This window comes from Nitratireductor luteus (genome assembly GCF_026162365.1).
Classification (GTDB): Bacteria; Pseudomonadota; Alphaproteobacteria; order Rhizobiales; family Rhizobiaceae; genus Chelativorans; species Chelativorans luteus.
Genome location: NZ_JAOANW010000004.1, coordinates 320,087 through 336,687, shown reverse-complemented (window position 1 = coordinate 336,687; position 16,601 = coordinate 320,087). Strand labels below are relative to the sequence as shown.

Here is a 16,601-nt window from a genome sequence, read left to right as displayed (position 1 = left end):
CACCCTCACCTGCCCAGGAAGACCCGTTCTCGCGCCCCTTCGATGTGGGCGCGCATGGCAGCCCGCGCCCGGTCCGCATCGCCGGACTTGATGATTTCCAGGAGACGCGCGTGCTCGGCCACGGCGTTGGCAATGCGTTCCTCGTTCGTCCAGCGCGAGAGCGTACGAGCGATCTTGATACCCACCATGATGGCCTTGGTCGCCGACTCGATAGTGGCGATGTAGTATGAGTTTTCCGTCGCTCGGGCGACGGCGAGATGGAAGTTGATATCTTCCTCTGCGCCAAAGGCATCGGCCTCGGACATGGCCTCCTGCATTCGCTTATGGGCCAGTTCGATATCGGCGATCCGTTCGGGTGAATTGCGAAGAGCGGCCAGATAGGCGGCCTCGCCCTCGATTCCCACGCGGAATTCATAGCAGCGCTGAAGATCGGCGATGCTGCCCGGTTCGGCGAACTCGAGGACCGAGCGGTTGGGCATGTTGATGACGCGCGTACCTGCGCCTTGGCGCGACTCGATAATCCCGTCGATACGCAGCCTCAGGAGCGCCTCGCGCACGACCGGCCGGGATACGCCATAAGCCGTCGCCAGCTCCACTTCGGTCGGCAGCCGCGCTCCCAGCGGCCACTCGCCAAGGGTGATGTTCTGATAGATCTTTTCGTACACACGATCGCTCAGAGAGCCCGACACACCCGATTTGACGATAGAGGACGGCTCATCGCTGTTCATAATCGGTTTCCTTTTCCGCGTGACATCTTTTGGCATGTAAGCGAGTTCTCCCGCCGGCTCATTTTCATTGGTCATACAAATCAGGCGCGCCGTACCGGGACATATTCGCATATTCCATGGCAAGAAAGGCACAACACGAACGTTATCCCCACGCGATTCCAGCGTTGCCTCACGAGACGCGGCCTCTCATTGACATACCATATTTATAAAAGTAAGACCAATCACGCTCATGAGGTGAGTTTGTAAAATGAATACGGCCATCGGGTCCGGGTCAAAGTGGAGACCCGCGATCCGACATGGGAGCCGCGAGATGAGAGCGAAATGAACGACACCTATTCCAACGGAAAAGACGTTATCCGGATCACCGACGTGAAACTGACGACGGTGCAGACGCGACGCCGCACAGGCGCCATCAGTTCCCACATCGTTCTTCAGCTCTCGACCGATGCCGGGATCACCGGCGTCGGGGAAATCTCCGACCTCGATTGCTATCGCATGTATATGCCCGATCCCGCCGCGGTGAAGATGGGCATCGAAAAAGTAGCGCTCGGGCAGAATGCGTTCGAGATCGCTGCCCTCCATGAGCGGCTACTGGCCTATATGCCTTCCTATTTCCGCTACGCAAACACCTACCCACCCTTTACGCCGGCCTCCCAGATCGCAGCAGGCGTCGAGATGGCGTTCTACGATATCGTCGGCAAGGCGTTCGGCACGCCGGTCTACAATCTCCTGGGCGGTCGTCAGCGTGATCGTTTCGAGATCACCTACCCCGTTTTCCAGGCCAAGAAGGAGAGCGATACCGAACGCTACCTTGGCTACATGGATGCACTCGTGGCCGAAGGGGTGACCCGGTTCCGCTACTACGTGGGGGTCAACTTCGAGCAAGACGAGAATTTCCTCATCGCCTTCCGCGACCGGTTCGGCGACAAGGTCCAGCTCAAGGCCCTCGATTTCCAGGGACACCACCACTGGAAGGATGTGCTGCGCATCTACGACCGGTTCCGCCAATATGGCTTCGAGCTCCTGGAAAGCCCGAGCTGGCGCGAGGATTACGAAGGCATGGCCGAATTGCGCAAGCGGGTCGATGTCGACATTTCCGAGCACATCTCGAGCCTTGCCCAGGCCATGCGCATGATCCGCGCCGGTGCGGTCGACGTCTTCAACATCACCATCCAGTCCGGGGGCATCTATCAGGCCAAGAAGCTCTTCGATCTGGCCGAGGCCGCTGGGCTCAAATCCCTCATCAGCACGACCCAGGAGATGAGCATCGGCACGGCCGCCAATGCGCATCTGGGCGCCGTCGTCCCGCAACTGCATTACGCGGGCGATCCCGTGGGGCCCCTGCTCTACGTGGATGACGTCGTCACCGAGAAACTGCGCTACGACGGCACCCAGCTGATCGTGCCGCAGGGCCCGGGTCTCGGTTTCGAAATCGACGAGGACAAGCTCGCTGCGCTCCAGGCAGGCCTGGTCGAATGGGATCGCCCGGCCCATGGCGCGAACTACGTCTCGGACTGAGGCTGAAGGAGAAGAACAATGGACCGCGGCCTCGGCGCACTCAAGAAATTCAACGTCATCGATACGCTGGAGGGTCATCCCCCACGTACCAACTTCAATGTCTTTCGCCTGGACGACAAATATAATCTGCGCATCGCGCGGGTCGAGGGGCGGTTTCCCTGGCACCGACATGTCAATGGCGACGAGGGCTGGCTGGTCCTCAAGGGCCGGCTGAGGATCGACGTCAAGGACAGTCCCTCGCTGGATTTGCGGGCTCTTGAGGGCACCATGATCCCTGTGGGCATGGTGCACTCCCCGATCGCCCTGGAGGATGACACGGTGGTGGCCGTCTTCAACGTCGATGATTTTCAGCATGAATACGTCGAGGAGGCGCCAGATCTCGGCGCCTTCGGCGAACGCGATGTCGAATGATCGCACGCGAGACAGATGTTCACGCGTGCCGAAAATCCACTCTCGGATAACAAGGAGGAGATCAAGATGACCCGATTCTGGAAAGCCGGACTGCTCGCAGCCGGCCTGTTGATGCCCGGTGCCGCCCTGGCGCAGGTAGACTATCCTGTCGATACGGTGCGCGTATTCGTGCCCGCAAGCCCGGGCGGAGGCACCGATGCCGGCGCCCGGCTCTTTGCCGAGTTCTTCCAGAAGCACTCAGATGCTTCGCTCGCCATTGTCAATCAGCCGGCTGGCGGCGGAGTCGTCGCGGCCCAGACGGTCGCCGAGGGTCCAAGCGATGGCAGCGTGTTGTTCTTCTTTCATGCCGCCCTCCACACGGCCAACCTCTTCGGCCAGTCGCCATTCTCCTGGGAATCGTTCACCCCGCTGGCGACAACCTCCGAGATCAACGAGGTCTATGCAGTGCGCGAGGACGCACCGTTCGATACCGTTGATGAATTGATCGCCTATGCAAAGGAGCATCCGGGCGAGCTCAATATCGGCTCGCAGCTGGGCGGAACGACGCAGGTCAAGGGTGAAGCGCTCAACCAGGCCACCGGCGGCAACATGCGGATCGTCGACGCGGGCACCGAGTCCGACCGCATCACCGCCCTTCTCGGCAGTCAGGTGGACGTCATCTCGATGAGTGTGGCCAACGCCAAGCAATATGCCGAAGATGGGCAGATGATTGTCCTTGCGCTGATGAACGAGACCCCGGATCCGGCCGCGCCGGAGTTTCCGACCACCGTTTCCCAGGGGATCGATTTCTCGCTCCCGCTGGTAATGACGGTTTACGGGCCGGGCGAGGTCGATCAGGCTGCGGTCGATGCCTTTGACCAGATCGTCGCCGAGATCAAGGCCGATCCTGAGTTTGCCGAGGCGCTGGCGAAGCAAAGCCAGGCTCCGGCTCTGCGCGGGCCCGAGGCGGCGGCCGGGTTCCTCGCCGGCGAGCACGAGACGATTGCCGGCCTACTCGGCAAGTGAGTGCAAACATGGCGTGCGGGGCCCGTTGGGGTCCCGCATCGCTTCTTCCCTGGGAGGATACTGTCGTGACGGCGGATCGGGTTTGCGGCCTCATCTTCTGCATTCTGGGCGTCCTGATCGTTCTGGGCAGCCTGATGATTGTTTCGAATTTCCCAGGATCGGGGGATCCCGGGCCCCAACTGGTTCCGCTTATTCTGGGGGGCGCCATGGCCGTGCTGGGGGCGCTTCTGGCCCTGCGCACGCCCCCGGAACTGAGCTTCGAAACGAGCCGAGCGGTCGGCCACGCCAAATCGGGTGACGACCTCGACACGCCCAATGAGACCGTCGCGCCACCGGCAGTCTGGCGCCGGATCGCGCTCGCAGCCCTGCTGATCGGCTACGTAGCGACCTTTAACCATCTTGGATTCTCGCTCGCGTCCTTCCTGTTTCTGGCCGGCTCGATCCTGCTCCTGGGCACGTTCGCCGTTGCCGCCGTCGTCAGGAAGGTCGTCGTCGCCGTTCTTGTTGTTCTGCTGTTGGGTTATGCGCTCAACGGCCTTCTGGGGCTTTCCGTACCCGGCGTCTGGTGGAGTTGAGACCCGACCATGGTTGATCTGTTTTTTGCCAGCGCCGTCCATCTTTTCGAGCCGCACATCCTCGTCCTGATGGTGCTCGGCGTTACCGTGGGGCTCATCTTCGGCGCATTGCCGGGGCTGAGCGCGACCATGGCGCTCGCCCTTCTCCTGCCCGTGACCTTCGCCATGGAGCCCGACGCCGGCATCGCCATGCTGGTTGCGACCTATATCGGCGGTGTCTCGGGCGGCCTCGTCGCCGCCACGCTCCTGAGAATTCCGGGAACGCCCTCGTCCATCGCCACCACATTCGACGGCTATCCGCTTGCGCGCAAAGGCCAAGCCATTAAGGCTCTTGCCACCGGCATGGTGGCGAGCGCCGTCGGCGGCCTGCTGGGGCTTGCCGTTCTCGTCGGATTTGCGCCCGTCGTCGCCCGTTTCGCGATTCAGTTCGGCGCGGCCGAATACACCGCGCTGACGATCGCCGCCCTCGTTCTCGTCGTGGTTCTATCGGAGTCCAACCTCCTGAAGGGACTGCTCGCCGCACTTCTGGGGCTTTCGCTTTCGATGGTCGGCTTTGCACCCATCGGTTCGGCGCAACGGTTCAGCTTCGGCAGTATCGATCTGCTGGCGGGTATCGGCATCATCCCCTTCATGGTCGGTCTGTTTGCCATTGCCCAGATCATTCGCGAGATCACCGAGCCGGGCACCCGCGTGAAAGGCAAGCTCGACCTAAAGGGCACAGGCATCCAGCTCAGCGAGTTCGTCGCCAATGGCGTCAACATGGTGCGCTCCGCAGCCATCGGCATCGCCATCGGCGTGCTGCCCGGCATCGGCGGCTCTGCATCGAACCTGGTAGCTTATGGTGCAGCGCGGTCAGCTTCTCGCAAGCCCGAGGAATTCGGCAAAGGTTCGCTTGAAGGCATATACGCCGCCGAGACGGCCAATAACGCTTCGGTCGGTGGCGCACTTCTGCCGCTCCTCACGCTGGGCATCCCAGGTGACGGCGTCACGGCAATCCTGATCGGCGGTTTCACCATCCATGGCTTGCAGCCAGGCCCACTCCTCTTCCGCAATGAGCCAGAGCTGATCGCGACGATCTATGCGGCATTCCTGCTCGCGACGTTGGCGCTTCTCGTCGTTCAATTGCTGACCATCAAGATGTTTCCCCGCGTTCTCCTGATCCCCAGGCACTACCTCGTACCGGTGCTCACGCTGCTGATGGTGGTAGGGGTCTATGTCGGCGAGTATCGCATCTTCGACGTCTGGCTGATGCTCGGCTTCGGCATTGTCGGCTACCTTCTGGAGCGCTACGGCTTCCCGCTCGGGCCCATGGTGCTCGGCTTCGTCCTGGGCACCATTTTCGAGACCAACATGCGGCGGGCGCTGATGTTCGCCGACGGCGACTGGTCGACATTCGTGACCCGACCGATCTCAGCCACCCTTCTGGCCGCGGCAACTGTCCTGCTCGGTTTTTCAATCCGGAATCTTCTGAAAGCCCGCTCACGACGGCAGACGGCAAGCTAGCTCGATGTCCAACCACTTCCATATTATCGCGAACGGAGGCCTCTCCTCATGACCAGCCGTCGTCTGGCACCCCGTGATCTGCGCAGTGCCCGCTGGTTCGCACCCGACGACCTGCGCAGCTTCGGGCACCGCTCGCGCATGATGCAGATGGGGCTCGATCCGCAGGACTGGGAGGGGAGGCCGATCATCGGCATTCTCAATACCTGGTCGGAGTTCAATCCCTGCCACCTGCACTTCCGGGACAGGGCGGAGGACGTCAAACGCGGCATAGCCCAGGCCGGCGGGCTGGGGATCGAAATACCGACGATCTCCGTCGACGAGAGTTTCACCAAGCCAACCTCGATGCTTTACCGTAACCTCATCGCGATCGAGGCGGAAGAGACCATTCGCTCCCACCCGCTAGATGGCGTGCTGCTGATGGGCGGATGCGACAAGTCAACGCCCGGCCTTGTCATGGGAGCGATCAGTGCCGGCGTTCCGTTCATCTTCCTTCCGGCGGGGCCGATGCTGAGAGGCAATTATGCCGGAAAGGTACTCGGCTCCGGTTCGGACGCATGGAAGTACTGGGACGAGCGCCGCGCGGGCAACATTTCCGATGAGGAATGGCTGGGGGTCGAAGGCGGCATCGCGCGCTCGTATGGCCACTGCATGACCATGGGCACCGCTTCGACCATGACCGCAATTGCCGAAGCGCTGGGGTTGTGCCTGCCCGGCGCCTCCTCCATCCCCGCGCCCGATTCCGGGCACAAGCGCATGAGCGCGCAATGCGGACGGCGTATCGTCGACATGGTATGGGAAAACCTGCGCCCGGACGCGCTCGTAACACCGGCTTCGGTGCGCAATGCCGCAACGGTCGCCATGGCCATGGGCTGCTCGACCAATGCCGTTGTGCATCTTCTGGCCATGGCGCGCCGCGCCGGCGTGCCGCTCACGCTCGAGGATTTCGACGCACTCGGCCGCACCACGCCGGTTATCGCCAATGTGCGGCCCTCGGGCAGTGCATATCTGATGGAAGATTTCTTCTATGCCGGTGGGCTGCGCGGGCTGATGAAGCAGCTCGGCGGGCGGCTCGACCGCGACGTGCTGACCTGCACCGGCGCCACGCTCGGCAAAACGCTCGAGGGTGCCGAGATCTATAACGAGGACGTCATCCGCCCTCTTTCCAATCCCGTCTACCATGAAGGCTCGCTCGCGGTGCTGCGTGGCAATCTCTGCCCCGACGGCGCGGTCATCAAGCCTGCTGCTTGCGATCCGCGCTTCCACGTGCACCAAGGGCCGGTCCTCGTCTTCGATTCCTATCCGGAGATGAAAGCCGCCGTCGAAGACGAGGATCTCGACGTGACGCCGGACCATATTCTCGTATTGCGCAATGCCGGCCCCCAGGGCGGGCCGGGCTTTCCCGAGTGGGGCATGCTGCCGATCCCCAAGGCCCTGATCAAGCAAGGACACCGGGACATGCTACGGATTTCCGACGCGCGCATGTCCGGCACCTCCTATGGTGCCTGTATCCTGCATGTGGCGCCCGAATCCTTTATCGGCGGGCCGCTGGCGCTTTTGCGCACGGGCGACATCGTTCGGCTGGACCTGCCCAAACGGCGGCTCGACACGCTTGTCGCCGATGACGAACTCGCGGCGCGGCGCGCCGCCTGGATCCGTCCCGAACCCCGCTTCCACCGTGGCTATGGCCACATGTTCAATGAGCACGTCACGCAGGCCAACGAAGGGTGCGATTTCGACTATCTCACCGCCCGCTTCGGACCTTCGGCGGACGAGCCTGCGATTTACTGAGCCGCCCGCTACGGCCTTACCAGAAAACCATCGAGGAGCTGATCATGTCAAAAGCCTTTCGCGATGCGCTTACCGGCATCTCGGGCATTCTTGTAACCCCTTACGACGAAAACGGAGAGGTCGCCCCCGCCAGGCTCGCACCCATCGTCGACAAGGTCGTCGGCGCGGGCGTCCATATGCCGGTCATCAATGGCAACACGGGTGAATTCTACGCCCTCACGATCGACGAGGCATGCACCATGGTCAGGGCGGTCGTGGGGCTTGTCGATGGCCGCGCGCCCGTGCTGGGCGGCGTCGGCCGCGGGGTTCGCGATGCCTGCCGGCTTGCCGACGTGTCGGTCAAGGCCGGTGTCTCGGGCCTTATGATCCACCAGCCGCCCGACCCCTTTGCCGCCCCGCGCGGGATCGTCGACTACGTCAAGGCCGTCGCGGAAGTGGCCGAGGGCACGCCCATAGTCCTTTATCTGCGCAACGATGCCATCGGCACGGCGACCATTGCCGAACTGTGCGCGATCGAGACAGTTGCAGGCGTCAAATGGGCAACACCCAATCCGCTGAAACTGGCCGAGGCGATCGAGGCTTCGCGCCCGGACGTGGTATGGGTCGGCGGCCTCGCCGAGGTCTGGGCCCCGGCCTTCTACGCGGTCGGCGCGCGCGGTTTCACCTCGGGGCTGATCAACGTCTGGCCCGAACGTTCGGTGGCCATCCACAGCGCGCTCGAAGCCGGCGACTACGTTCGGGCCCGCGAGTTGATCGGCGAGATGAAACCGTTCGAAGCGATCCGCGCCGAAGAGCTCAACGGCGCCAATGTGACCGGGGTCAAGGCAGCGCTGCGGGCGCTTGGGCACGACTGCGGCCCCACGCGCCCGCCTTCGGCCTGGCCCCTCAGCCCCTCCCAGGAGGAACAGCTTCAGACCTTCATGAGGGCCAACAAGCTTCTGTGAGTTTACGAGCGGTCATTCTTGCTGGCAGAGTTGCGACGCACGAGGGCTTGGCGCAGGCTGGACTGGACAGGCCACAATTCCGTGATAGCAGACCCACGTGAATCGGCTTTGCACCATCTCAGAACATTGGCGAGGGGCAGCTTGGGTGCTGCTCCTTCTTCTCATATGCGCTGCCTGCGCTTCGCCTCGGCAAAGGTCACTGGAGACTGTCGGCAAACTTGAAGGGTTGCGGCAGAGCGCTCTCGCGCTCGTCAACGCGGAGCGGGCGCGTGAAGGTCTTCCGGGCTTGCGCATCGCCGAGCCGCTCAATACGGCGGCGCAAGCTCACGCCGAGGATATGGCGCGGCGGGACTATTATGCACACCGCTCCCCCGAGGGGCAGGATGTGGCGGACCGCTATCGGGCAGCCGGCGGCGGCCTTTGGGATATCATTGCGGAAAACATATCCAGTTGCATTGCTTGCCGGACCGCTGGTGAGCAGATCATCGAGTTCCATGCCGGCTGGCTGCAGAGCCCGGGCCATCGCCGCAACATAGTGGATCCGCGCGTCAAAAGCTTCGGGTTCGGAATTGCGTCCGCCGAAGGCAAGCTCTATGCCGTGCAGGCCTTCGTCGGCGAACGCGTCGAGGCACGGCCGTAGGCGATCTCCACTTTGTTCGTGACGCTGTGGTGGGTTGAGCGGCTATTCGACCAGCTTCAACCTGCCGAACAATCAGCAGATTGTCTTTCCGCGGGCCTTACGGCTGGAGAGTTTTTGTGCCTGCCCATCGCCGCAAGCCGGCGCGGAATTCGCGCGCTCCAAATCCTGGCCCCGAGCCTGTGCCGCAGCCGACGAATTCGATTAGCGTCCGGTGCATCTCCTTCTGCACCTTGCATGTTCGCCGTTCTGGTGGATCATGCGCTGTATTGCTCACATAGGAGGTGATTCCTTATGGAGGGAATTGGTTGGATCGCAGCCATCGTCATCGGCGGCATAGCCGGTTGGCTGGCAAAGCAGTTCATGAACACGAACACCGGGCTTCTCATGAACATCGTGCTCGGCATCGTCGGTGCTGCCGTGGCGAGCGCGCTGCTTGGGGTGTTCGGTATTTCGTTCGGGGGCTGGATCGGCTACCTGATCGCAGGGTTCATTGGCGCCAGTATTCTCATAGCAATCGTTCGAGCGGTCTCCAGGTAGCCATCACAGAGGTGGACCTTGGCTGGCATCTTCCTCGCTCCACCTTGAGCACGCATGATGTTTGCCGCGGTCCGCTGCGCTTCCGGCGCGGCGGGCCGTCTGTCAATTGAGGCCCGGGCCTGTCTGGACAAGATCACGGCGCGTTGCATCTATTCCGTAGCCGGCGGGCTGATGGCTTGGTCGTTATCGGGGGCTGTCCCGGCCGGCTCCTCCTCCGTGCTTCCGCGTACCGTGTCCGTGACGTCATGGAATTCATAGAGCCGATTCGTGTTGGGAAAGGCGAAAATGCGATCGGGAAGCAATGAGTAGTCGGTTCCGAAATGCGCGTTGAACACCACGCGGTAAGTGTTCACCGAGGTTATGTCGGGGAATAGCTGGTCATATGCGCTGTTGGGGAAGTAGTAGGCATTCAGGATGCCTGTCTTGATCTGAAGTGCGTCGGCGGGCGCTTCATGCCAGTCGCCCTTCCAATCATGCTCGGGAAACGGCCCTTCATCGGCCTGAATCAGGATCACCGGCGGATCCGTGTCGCGACTTTGAAGCGTGGCCACGATTTCCCGTATGATCTGGTTGGCATAAGCGATCTGGTCGACATAGCCTTGCGCGCTGCCACGCTCGGCCGCCTCCTTCTGACTGAGGCAGCGCCCATCGGGAGCAAAGACAAAAGGACCGTGCGGAACCAATATATGTGCGAAGACATATAGAGGGTGGTCCCTCTCGCCGATTTCCTTGATTTCCGCAATCTGGTCCGACACCCGCTGGCATTGCGCGTTGTCCCAATCAAGGCGCATCGTGAGGTCGGTGTCCGGCAGGGCATGGAATAGCGGACGCAGTATCGTGCGTCTCAAATAGATCATGTTGAATTCGCTGAAACCATGCGGCCGGTTCTCGTCGGCGAGGGAGCTATCGAATGTTCCGCCCCACCAGGAGCCAAACTGGATGAACTCGTATCCGCGCGACTTCAGGAACCGTCCCACGCGATGGTCGTCAAGCATCGCATAGATGGGGCGCCAATTGCCGCCTTCTATCTGCGCATCCGCTAAGAGGTCGAGATAATCCATGTAGAACGTCGAGGCGAGAGAATGGCCCGTCTTCTGGTAGTTGGAGTTGCTCAAACGGGCGACGTAGAAGCCGCGGTCTTCCAGAAACCGCCCGATTGCCCGGTTGTCGAAGTTGTAATGGCGCTTCAGGATTCCTTCGGAAGCATAGCGGTCGAAGATGAAATGATAGATGTCCGGTCGGTTTGCTGCATCGGCGAGCGTTTCCTTCTCCGGCGCATCGACCCCCGGCACTTGGGCTGCAGCTCGATCCGCGTCATAGATGAAGCGAGCGACATCGTTGCGCCAGTTGTAGGCGACCGCCTGCCAGGCAGGTGTCACGAACATGACAACGGCAATGCAGTTCAAAACAATATCGACGGCGCCCAGCCATCGTCGTATTCGCAGCACGAGAAGGGTCAGCAAGATCAGCGCGATGAGTGCAAAGGGCAGCGAAACAACCATCGCGTAGCCACCGTCGAGCATGCGGTTCAGGCGGCCGAACAGGTCGACATAGAACAGGCATCCCACGATCCAGACCGTGGCGACCACCGTCGTTACGACGCCAAAATCCTGGCGCACAGCGGCCACCGCGAGATAAATTACCAGCGCGAAAACCAGCACCCCGGCCAGTGCGGGCGCGGCATCGGTGAAAGTGATCTGATTCAGCCCGTTCGCCATCACGGCAAGGACGGACGCAAGCGCAAACAGAAAGGGATGCAGCGGGTAGCTTCGCGTCCCCTTATCCTTCTTGCCGCGAGACACCCCGTCTGTTTTGACCCGCTGGGTACCGGCCATCAACAGCTCCTACTTTGCGCTTCGCCGCGCCCAGGCGGGGGAACTGGATGAGGCAGCAAGCTCCGGCCAGCGCCGCGCCAACCATTTACGACAGATTTGTAACACATTTTTGAAGGATCGTTCTTGCGCCGAGTTCGTTAGCCAGCTGCCATCGGATTTCCGTTAAAACGCGATGAAAGGCAGATTATCATGCGCCCGGGATTTGTGTCTCGTATCTTCCCTCTCACGCTGTCGGTGCTGTTTGTCGGAATTTCCACGAACAATGCGCATGCCTATCTCGACGCCGGCACGGGCAGCATGATCCTTCAGGTGGTGCTCGGTGGTGTTGCCGGGCTAGCCATTGCCGGCAGGCTCTATTGGCATAAGTTCCTTTCGTTATTCGGGATCGAACCGAGGAAGTCGGAGCCGGACCAAAGCGAACCGGAAAGACCGATTGAAGGCCCGGGCCGTCGATAAGTGAACGGGATCGGTGCCCAGAAGACCCAATCCGTGGCAACCGGTGCGCGGGCACGCAACCCCGCAAAGGAGCACCTCGCTATCGAAGAGGAGCCTGGCTCTTATCGGGATCGTAATGGAGCGGTCTTCTACCGGGACGGCCGCGTCTTCCGATATTTGAACGCCACGGCGGTTGCCAACTGGCGGTGCCTGCAGAAGGCGGCGTTCTTCGAACGTGAGTGTGGAACTGGCCGAATTGTAGACACCTGGATGGTCGATCCGGAGAAGGAAGGCATCGCCCAGGGGGAATGGGCGGGCGTTCTCGAGCACGCGCGTATACCTTATATCTCATACCCGTATGAATGGACCTTCAGCATGCTGAAGGATGCAGCGCTGCTTCATCTGGAGCTCATGCGTGGCGCGCTGGCCTCCGATATGATCTTGAAGGATGCTTCACCTTACAACATCCAATGGCGCGGGGTTCGTCCCGTCTTCATCGACATACCCTCATTTGAACCGCTCGGGCGCGGAGAGCCATGGGTCGGCTACCGGCAGTTCTGCGAGCTCTTCCTCTATCCGCTCATGCTGCAGGCCTACAAGGGTATGGATTTCCGGCCCTGGTTGCGCGGACGCATCGACGGCATTCCGGCCGAAGAGATAAGAAGTCTGTTGTCTGTGCGCGACATCCTGCGGCCTGGCGTTCTTCTGCATATCGTTGCGCAGAGCGCTCTCCAGAAGCGCTATTCCAATAGTGGTCGCGACGTACGCGGGGCGCTGCTTCAAGCAGGGTTTGATAAGACGCTCATCGAACGCAATGTTGAAAAGCTGATTGCTCTCGTCTCGAAACTGGAGCCACGCCCTAACAAGACCCAGTGGTCGGATTACGACCGAAATCATTCTTATGGCAAGACGGATCTTGAGAAGAAGGTGGAGTTCGTTCGTGCCGCGGCCGGGGTCAAACGCTGGCGCCGTGCGTGGGATTTGGGCTGCAACACCGGCACTTTTTCCCGGATAGTCGCTGAATATGCCGACGACGTCATAGCAATGGACGGCGATTGGATGGCGATAGAATACCTCTACCGACGCGAAAGCGAAAGCAAGGCTGCGAGATCCATCTTGCCGCTTGTCGTCAACCTCGCCGACGCTTCGCCCAACCAAGGCTGGCGCAACGCGGAAAGAAAAGGTCTTGCGGAGCGCGGGAAACCGGAGCTGACATTATGCCTCGCCCTGGTCCATCACATCGTGATCTCATCCAACATTCCGCTGGCTGACTTCATATCGTGGTTAGCCGGACTGGAAACGGCAATCGTTATCGAGTTCGTCGGGCGCGACGACGAAATGGTGCAGACCCTTCTGGCCAACCGCCAGGATCAATACACCGACTATTATCCCGATACGTTCCGGAATCTCCTGACGAGGCATTTCGATATCGAGGCCGAGCAGTCGCTGAAGGGCGGCAAACGCCACATCTATTTCGCATATCCAAAGCGACTGAGACAGACAGGCTCCAGCCGGAAGTAGAACATTGGAGACCTCAGTCCTGTCATCGGGCCACACCTGTTTGCTTCGGCGTGAAGACCTGGATGGCTCTCGGACGGATACGGAACTTGGCGGGTGTCCAGGTGCTCAGCTCGCCATCTGTGTTGACCGGTCTTGGCCGGCTGGTACGGATGGTCACTTCGGTGGTGCGGAACGCCCGCACATCATCCCACCGCCCGTGTGTGCCTTTCCTGAGCGCGGGAAGCAGCGCCAGTAGCCGCCACCAATGGTCGACCTCGAGGCTGTAGAAATCCAGCATCCCGTCATCTGCCGTCGCGTTTTCCTCCACGGTCATGCCGCCGCCGTAGTGGCGACCGTTGCCGACGGAAACCTGCATCGTCCTGATCCTTTCGGTCGTGCCGTCATGATCGAGCTGTGCGGTGAACACCCTGGAGCGGGCAAGGATCCGTGCGGCCGCAATGGCGTAGCCGAGCTTACCCCAGCGCTTCTTTGCCTGTTCGGTCAGGTCGGCGGCGAGTTGGGCGCTGAAGCCGATGCTGGCAACGTTGAAGAAAAGATGCCCGTTGACCTCGCCGAGGTCGATCGGGCTCGGCGTTCCGGTGGCAATCAGTTCGGCCGCCTTGACCAGATTGAACGGGATGCCGACCGTTCGGGCAAAGTCGTTGGCGGTGCCAAGCGGCAGCACGCCGAGCGACAATCGCGTATCGACGAGCGCAGGTGCTGCGGCATTCAGCGTACCGTCGCCGCCGCCGACCACGACCAGATCGAACTCGCCGGCATGATGCCGGATGAGATCGGCCATAGTTTCATGCGGACTGGCTTTCAATTCCGTTACATCAATGCCATTCGTCCGCAGCACATCAACCGCTGAGGCGATGGAACCGGTGCCGCGCCTGGCCTTCGGATTAACAAGGAGAAGCGCGCGCTTCAAGGTATTCGGTTTTCGCAAGATGCCTGTTCTTTATTAGCGTTGACGTGTCATCGCCAGATAGTCATGCGATGAGGCCAATTTAAGCCCGGCACCTTCAGCAAGCTGCCGCTCCACGTCGTCCGCCTGCTGACGCGGGTCAACGACCCAGGCCAGCTCATTATAATTCCGGTCGACTTCGTGCAGGAAGGATTGAGGGGAAGCAAATCGTGGCGGGTGGCCGTCATCGTCGCCAGTCATGCGTCGCGTCGATTCCCAACCGGCAGGCTTTCCTCGCCCCCCGTGATTCTCCCTCCCTGCCGGGACCTGCAATTGTGCCAGGGATCAGAAGGACGCCGCGCGCAACCGCTCGATCACGCGTTCAGCCATCATTGCACACCGCTTTCCAGCGAACGGAAAGACGTCGGAAAAACGCGGCAGCAATGCCTTCCTCATCTCCGCACGTAGCAAACGCCTTGCCCGGAAGAGGCGCGTCTTGACCGTCTCCGGCTTGATCGACAGAAGCGTTGCAGTTGCCTCGGTCCCAAGCCCCTCGATATCGCGCAGGATGAATACCAGTCTAAACGGTTCCGGCAGCCGATCGAGAGCATCTTCAAGGAGCCGTCGCACCTGCTCGCGTCCGGCTTCGGTTTCGGGACTCGGCGCAATGGACGACAGGGGAAACATGATGACTTCTGCTCCATCGGCATGGCTGGATTCGTCTACCTCTGACAGTTCGACCGTCGGGCGCTTGCGCCGCAGGCGCCCGTTGGCCTCGTTCAGCGCAATGCGCGTGAGCCAGGTGGAAAACGCCGCACCGCCACGGAAAGTTTCGAGCGCAGTGAAAGCTCGGACATAGGTCTCCTGGACAATATCTTCGGCTTCGTGGTCGTCGTGCACCACCCCGCGCGCAATGCGGAAGAGGCGTTGATTGTGGCGCCTGATGAGCGCGCTGACCGCTGTCTCATCCCGCTTGCGCGCCAGCGCGATCAGTTCGTCGTCGCTCATGCCTTCCCGACGGCGCCGGTGCTCTAATGCCGACCAGAAGGCTTCCACTGCTTTTGCACCCGCGCTCATTTTCGCTCGACCATTCCGTTCGCCACGATGTCCTCCACCGCTGGAAATGCCAGCCGTGCCGCTTCCGGCAGACCAGCATCAGTTCCGCGGCTGCGCCGATCATTGGCTTGTGGCCCAGCGACGACGATTCTGCCGACCATACCGGCTCGTTCATGCGGGATGCAGAAATAGTCGTAGACGCCGGGTTGGGTCAGTGTAACGGAAAAACTCTCGCCGGGCAGCAGATAGTCCGAGTCCCATGGCTCGGCGGCGGCCGGAATACGGTTTGGCTTGCCGAAATTGGCCGGATGATAGGCCGTTGCCGTATGCGAATTGCCCCGGTCGCGATTGATCCAACGTATGGTCTGCCCCGGCTGGACCATGAGCCCAACCGGGTCGAACCAGACATGCGACCCGTCGCTCCTGCCGCCCATGGTGATTTCCGTGATCGCTCCCGCACGGGCGAACAGGTTCGGAAGAGCGAGGGCGGTGACGAAGCTGCCGCCCATGCCGATCACCTGACGACGGCTCGGTTTCACTCGGCGACCCTCGCCTCGTCATCGGCGGAGACATGCCATAGGATGATATGGGCATGCGGCACTTCCACGCCGGGATGGCCGGCATTGTAGTAGACGTCCACGTGGTCAACGGTGCCGCCGGGCGCCTCAAGATCATCGAAGCTCTTGTCCGGGTTCAGGTCCTGGACCGGGATCATGTAGACCGTGCTGACCAGCTGGCCATCGTGATCGTAGGCGAGGAAAGGCCCGGCCGGAAGCGTCGAAGGATCGACAAAGAGCTGTCCGAGACCCGGGACAAAGTCAGGCAGCGAAACCAGGTCGCTCACCTTCTGGTAGGGCGCGGCCGGCGGCGCTTCCGCTACGGTCCCGGCATCCTGAGCCGGGGCCGCTACAAGGCCGCCGAAGAGCATGGCGACCGCAGGAAAAATGACCTTCTTCATTGTCTTGTCCTTCCGATTGGGCGCACCGAATTGCGAGGGCGCTACCTGATTGGATGGAGCTCGATGCGAAAAGTTCCCGGAAATCTTGCGGCGGTCCGGCTCAACGCTTCAGCGCGGGACGAGATTTAGGCGGCGAAGTGACAGGCGCTACCTCGTTCGTCGCGCGCAATCCATCCTTTTTCTTGACAATTGCAATCATATTTTCTAGCGACGAGATCGAGAAAGCCAGGTCGCTCCATGGCAGCTACCCAGCCAGCAAAC

At 61.2% G+C, this 16,601-nt stretch carries 18 protein-coding genes; 11 read left to right on the top strand and 7 right to left on the bottom strand.

What is annotated here, in order from left to right; translation table 11 throughout:
* Window positions 1-5: 5 nt before the first annotated feature.
* A complete protein-coding gene (locus N1058_RS06785) occupies window positions 6-728 on the bottom strand; it encodes a FadR/GntR family transcriptional regulator (RefSeq protein WP_265516741.1) in 723 nt (240 codons plus the stop codon).
* Between the two features lie 321 nt (window positions 729-1,049).
* On the opposite strand from N1058_RS06785, the gene N1058_RS06780 reads away from it, so the two are divergent.
* From N1058_RS06780 to N1058_RS06740, 9 genes are all read left to right on the top strand, one after another.
* Window positions 1,050-2,246 (top strand): mandelate racemase/muconate lactonizing enzyme family protein, encoded by a 1,197-nt coding sequence (locus N1058_RS06780; protein ID WP_265516740.1) that lies wholly within the window; start codon window positions 1,050-1,052, stop codon window positions 2,244-2,246.
* Window positions 2,247-2,264: 18 nt separating this feature from the next.
* The gene (locus N1058_RS06775; protein WP_265516739.1) at window positions 2,265-2,657 is read left to right on the top strand and encodes a cupin domain-containing protein; all 393 of its coding nucleotides are present in this window, start codon (window positions 2,265-2,267) and stop codon (window positions 2,655-2,657) included.
* Window positions 2,658-2,723: 66 nt separating this feature from the next.
* Complete coding sequence (locus N1058_RS06770) at window positions 2,724-3,662, top strand: tripartite tricarboxylate transporter substrate binding protein (protein ID WP_265516738.1); 939 nt, start codon at window positions 2,724-2,726, stop codon at window positions 3,660-3,662.
* A gap of 65 nt (window positions 3,663-3,727) precedes the next feature.
* On the top strand, window positions 3,728-4,237 hold the full coding sequence (locus N1058_RS06765) for a tripartite tricarboxylate transporter TctB family protein (protein ID WP_265516737.1): 510 nt from the start codon (window positions 3,728-3,730) through the stop codon (window positions 4,235-4,237).
* A gap of 9 nt (window positions 4,238-4,246) precedes the next feature.
* On the top strand, window positions 4,247-5,740 hold the full coding sequence (locus tag N1058_RS06760) for a tripartite tricarboxylate transporter permease (RefSeq protein ID WP_265516736.1): 1,494 nt from the start codon (window positions 4,247-4,249) through the stop codon (window positions 5,738-5,740).
* A gap of 48 nt (window positions 5,741-5,788) precedes the next feature.
* The gene (gene araD, locus N1058_RS06755) at window positions 5,789-7,528 is read left to right on the top strand and encodes an L-arabinonate dehydratase (protein WP_265516735.1); all 1,740 of its coding nucleotides are present in this window, start codon (window positions 5,789-5,791) and stop codon (window positions 7,526-7,528) included.
* A 44-nt stretch (window positions 7,529-7,572) separates the two neighbouring features.
* Window positions 7,573-8,472 carry a dihydrodipicolinate synthase family protein gene (locus tag N1058_RS06750; protein ID WP_265516734.1) on the top strand — a complete coding sequence of 300 codons (900 nt, stop codon included), beginning with the start codon at window positions 7,573-7,575 and terminating at the stop codon, window positions 8,470-8,472.
* A gap of 226 nt (window positions 8,473-8,698) precedes the next feature.
* The gene (locus tag N1058_RS06745) at window positions 8,699-9,112 is read left to right on the top strand and encodes a CAP domain-containing protein (protein ID WP_265516733.1); all 414 of its coding nucleotides are present in this window, start codon (window positions 8,699-8,701) and stop codon (window positions 9,110-9,112) included.
* Window positions 9,113-9,403: 291 nt separating this feature from the next.
* Window positions 9,404-9,649: a GlsB/YeaQ/YmgE family stress response membrane protein gene (locus N1058_RS06740; protein ID WP_265516732.1), complete on the top strand. Its 246-nt coding sequence runs from the start codon at window positions 9,404-9,406 to the stop codon at window positions 9,647-9,649.
* Between the two features lie 149 nt (window positions 9,650-9,798).
* Here the strand turns inward: N1058_RS06740 and N1058_RS06735 are convergent, their stop codons facing one another.
* Complete coding sequence (locus N1058_RS06735) at window positions 9,799-11,484, bottom strand: sulfatase-like hydrolase/transferase (RefSeq protein ID WP_265516731.1); 1,686 nt, start codon at window positions 11,482-11,484, stop codon at window positions 9,799-9,801.
* Between the two features lie 189 nt (window positions 11,485-11,673).
* Here N1058_RS06735 and N1058_RS06730 point away from each other — a divergent pair, with 189 nt between their 5' ends.
* A complete protein-coding gene (locus tag N1058_RS06730; RefSeq protein ID WP_265516730.1) occupies window positions 11,674-11,940 on the top strand; it encodes a hypothetical protein in 267 nt (88 codons plus the stop codon).
* Between the two features lie 33 nt (window positions 11,941-11,973).
* Window positions 11,974-13,440, top strand: a complete 1,467-nt coding sequence (locus tag N1058_RS06725) for a class I SAM-dependent methyltransferase (RefSeq protein ID WP_265516729.1) — start codon at window positions 11,974-11,976, stop codon at window positions 13,438-13,440.
* Between the two features lie 22 nt (window positions 13,441-13,462).
* Here N1058_RS06725 and N1058_RS06720 read toward each other — a convergent pair whose 3' ends face one another.
* The 5 genes from N1058_RS06720 to N1058_RS06700 all read right to left on the bottom strand — a co-directional run bounded on the left by N1058_RS06720 (window position 13,463) and on the right by N1058_RS06700 (window position 16,340).
* Window positions 13,463-14,368: a lipid kinase gene (locus N1058_RS06720; RefSeq protein WP_265516728.1), complete on the bottom strand. Its 906-nt coding sequence runs from the start codon at window positions 14,366-14,368 to the stop codon at window positions 13,463-13,465.
* Between the two features lie 15 nt (window positions 14,369-14,383).
* On the bottom strand, window positions 14,384-14,587 hold the full coding sequence (locus N1058_RS06715) for a hypothetical protein (protein ID WP_265516727.1): 204 nt from the start codon (window positions 14,585-14,587) through the stop codon (window positions 14,384-14,386).
* A gap of 84 nt (window positions 14,588-14,671) precedes the next feature.
* Complete coding sequence (locus N1058_RS06710; RefSeq protein ID WP_265516726.1) at window positions 14,672-15,403, bottom strand: RNA polymerase sigma factor; 732 nt, start codon at window positions 15,401-15,403, stop codon at window positions 14,672-14,674.
* Entirely contained in the window at window positions 15,400-15,921 is a 522-nt protein-coding gene (locus N1058_RS06705) for a plastocyanin/azurin family copper-binding protein (RefSeq protein WP_265516725.1), read from the bottom strand. Before N1058_RS06705 ends, N1058_RS06710 begins: the two co-directional genes overlap by 4 nt.
* A complete protein-coding gene (locus N1058_RS06700) occupies window positions 15,918-16,340 on the bottom strand; it encodes a DUF5602 domain-containing protein (RefSeq protein ID WP_265516724.1) in 423 nt (140 codons plus the stop codon). Before N1058_RS06700 ends, N1058_RS06705 begins: the two co-directional genes overlap by 4 nt.
* Window positions 16,341-16,601 lie beyond the last annotated feature (261 nt).

Bases quoted from the DNA above. Each gene is read 5' to 3' on its own strand.
- araD (WP_265516735.1), top strand. From the start codon at position 5,789: ATGACCAGCCGTCGTCTGGCACCCCGTGATCTGCGCAGTGCCCGCTGG.
- N1058_RS06780 (WP_265516740.1), top strand. From the start codon at position 1,050: ATGAACGACACCTATTCCAACGGAAAAGACGTTATCCGGATCACCGAC.
- N1058_RS06730 (WP_265516730.1), top strand. From the start codon at position 11,674: ATGCGCCCGGGATTTGTGTCTCGTATCTTCCCTCTCACGCTGTCGGTG.
- N1058_RS06760 (WP_265516736.1), top strand. From the start codon at position 4,247: ATGGTTGATCTGTTTTTTGCCAGCGCCGTCCATCTTTTCGAGCCGCAC.
- N1058_RS06715 (WP_265516727.1), bottom strand. From the start codon at position 14,587: ATGACTGGCGACGATGACGGCCACCCGCCACGATTTGCTTCCCCTCAA.
- N1058_RS06775 (WP_265516739.1), top strand. From the start codon at position 2,265: ATGGACCGCGGCCTCGGCGCACTCAAGAAATTCAACGTCATCGATACG.
- N1058_RS06750 (WP_265516734.1), top strand. From the start codon at position 7,573: ATGTCAAAAGCCTTTCGCGATGCGCTTACCGGCATCTCGGGCATTCTT.
- N1058_RS06735 (WP_265516731.1), bottom strand. From the start codon at position 11,484: ATGGCCGGTACCCAGCGGGTCAAAACAGACGGGGTGTCTCGCGGCAAG.
- N1058_RS06740 (WP_265516732.1), top strand. From the start codon at position 9,404: ATGGAGGGAATTGGTTGGATCGCAGCCATCGTCATCGGCGGCATAGCC.
- N1058_RS06770 (WP_265516738.1), top strand. From the start codon at position 2,724: ATGACCCGATTCTGGAAAGCCGGACTGCTCGCAGCCGGCCTGTTGATG.
- N1058_RS06785 (WP_265516741.1), bottom strand. From the start codon at position 728: ATGAACAGCGATGAGCCGTCCTCTATCGTCAAATCGGGTGTGTCGGGC.
- N1058_RS06700 (WP_265516724.1), bottom strand. From the start codon at position 16,340: ATGAAGAAGGTCATTTTTCCTGCGGTCGCCATGCTCTTCGGCGGCCTT.
- N1058_RS06710 (WP_265516726.1), bottom strand. From the start codon at position 15,403: ATGAGCGCGGGTGCAAAAGCAGTGGAAGCCTTCTGGTCGGCATTAGAG.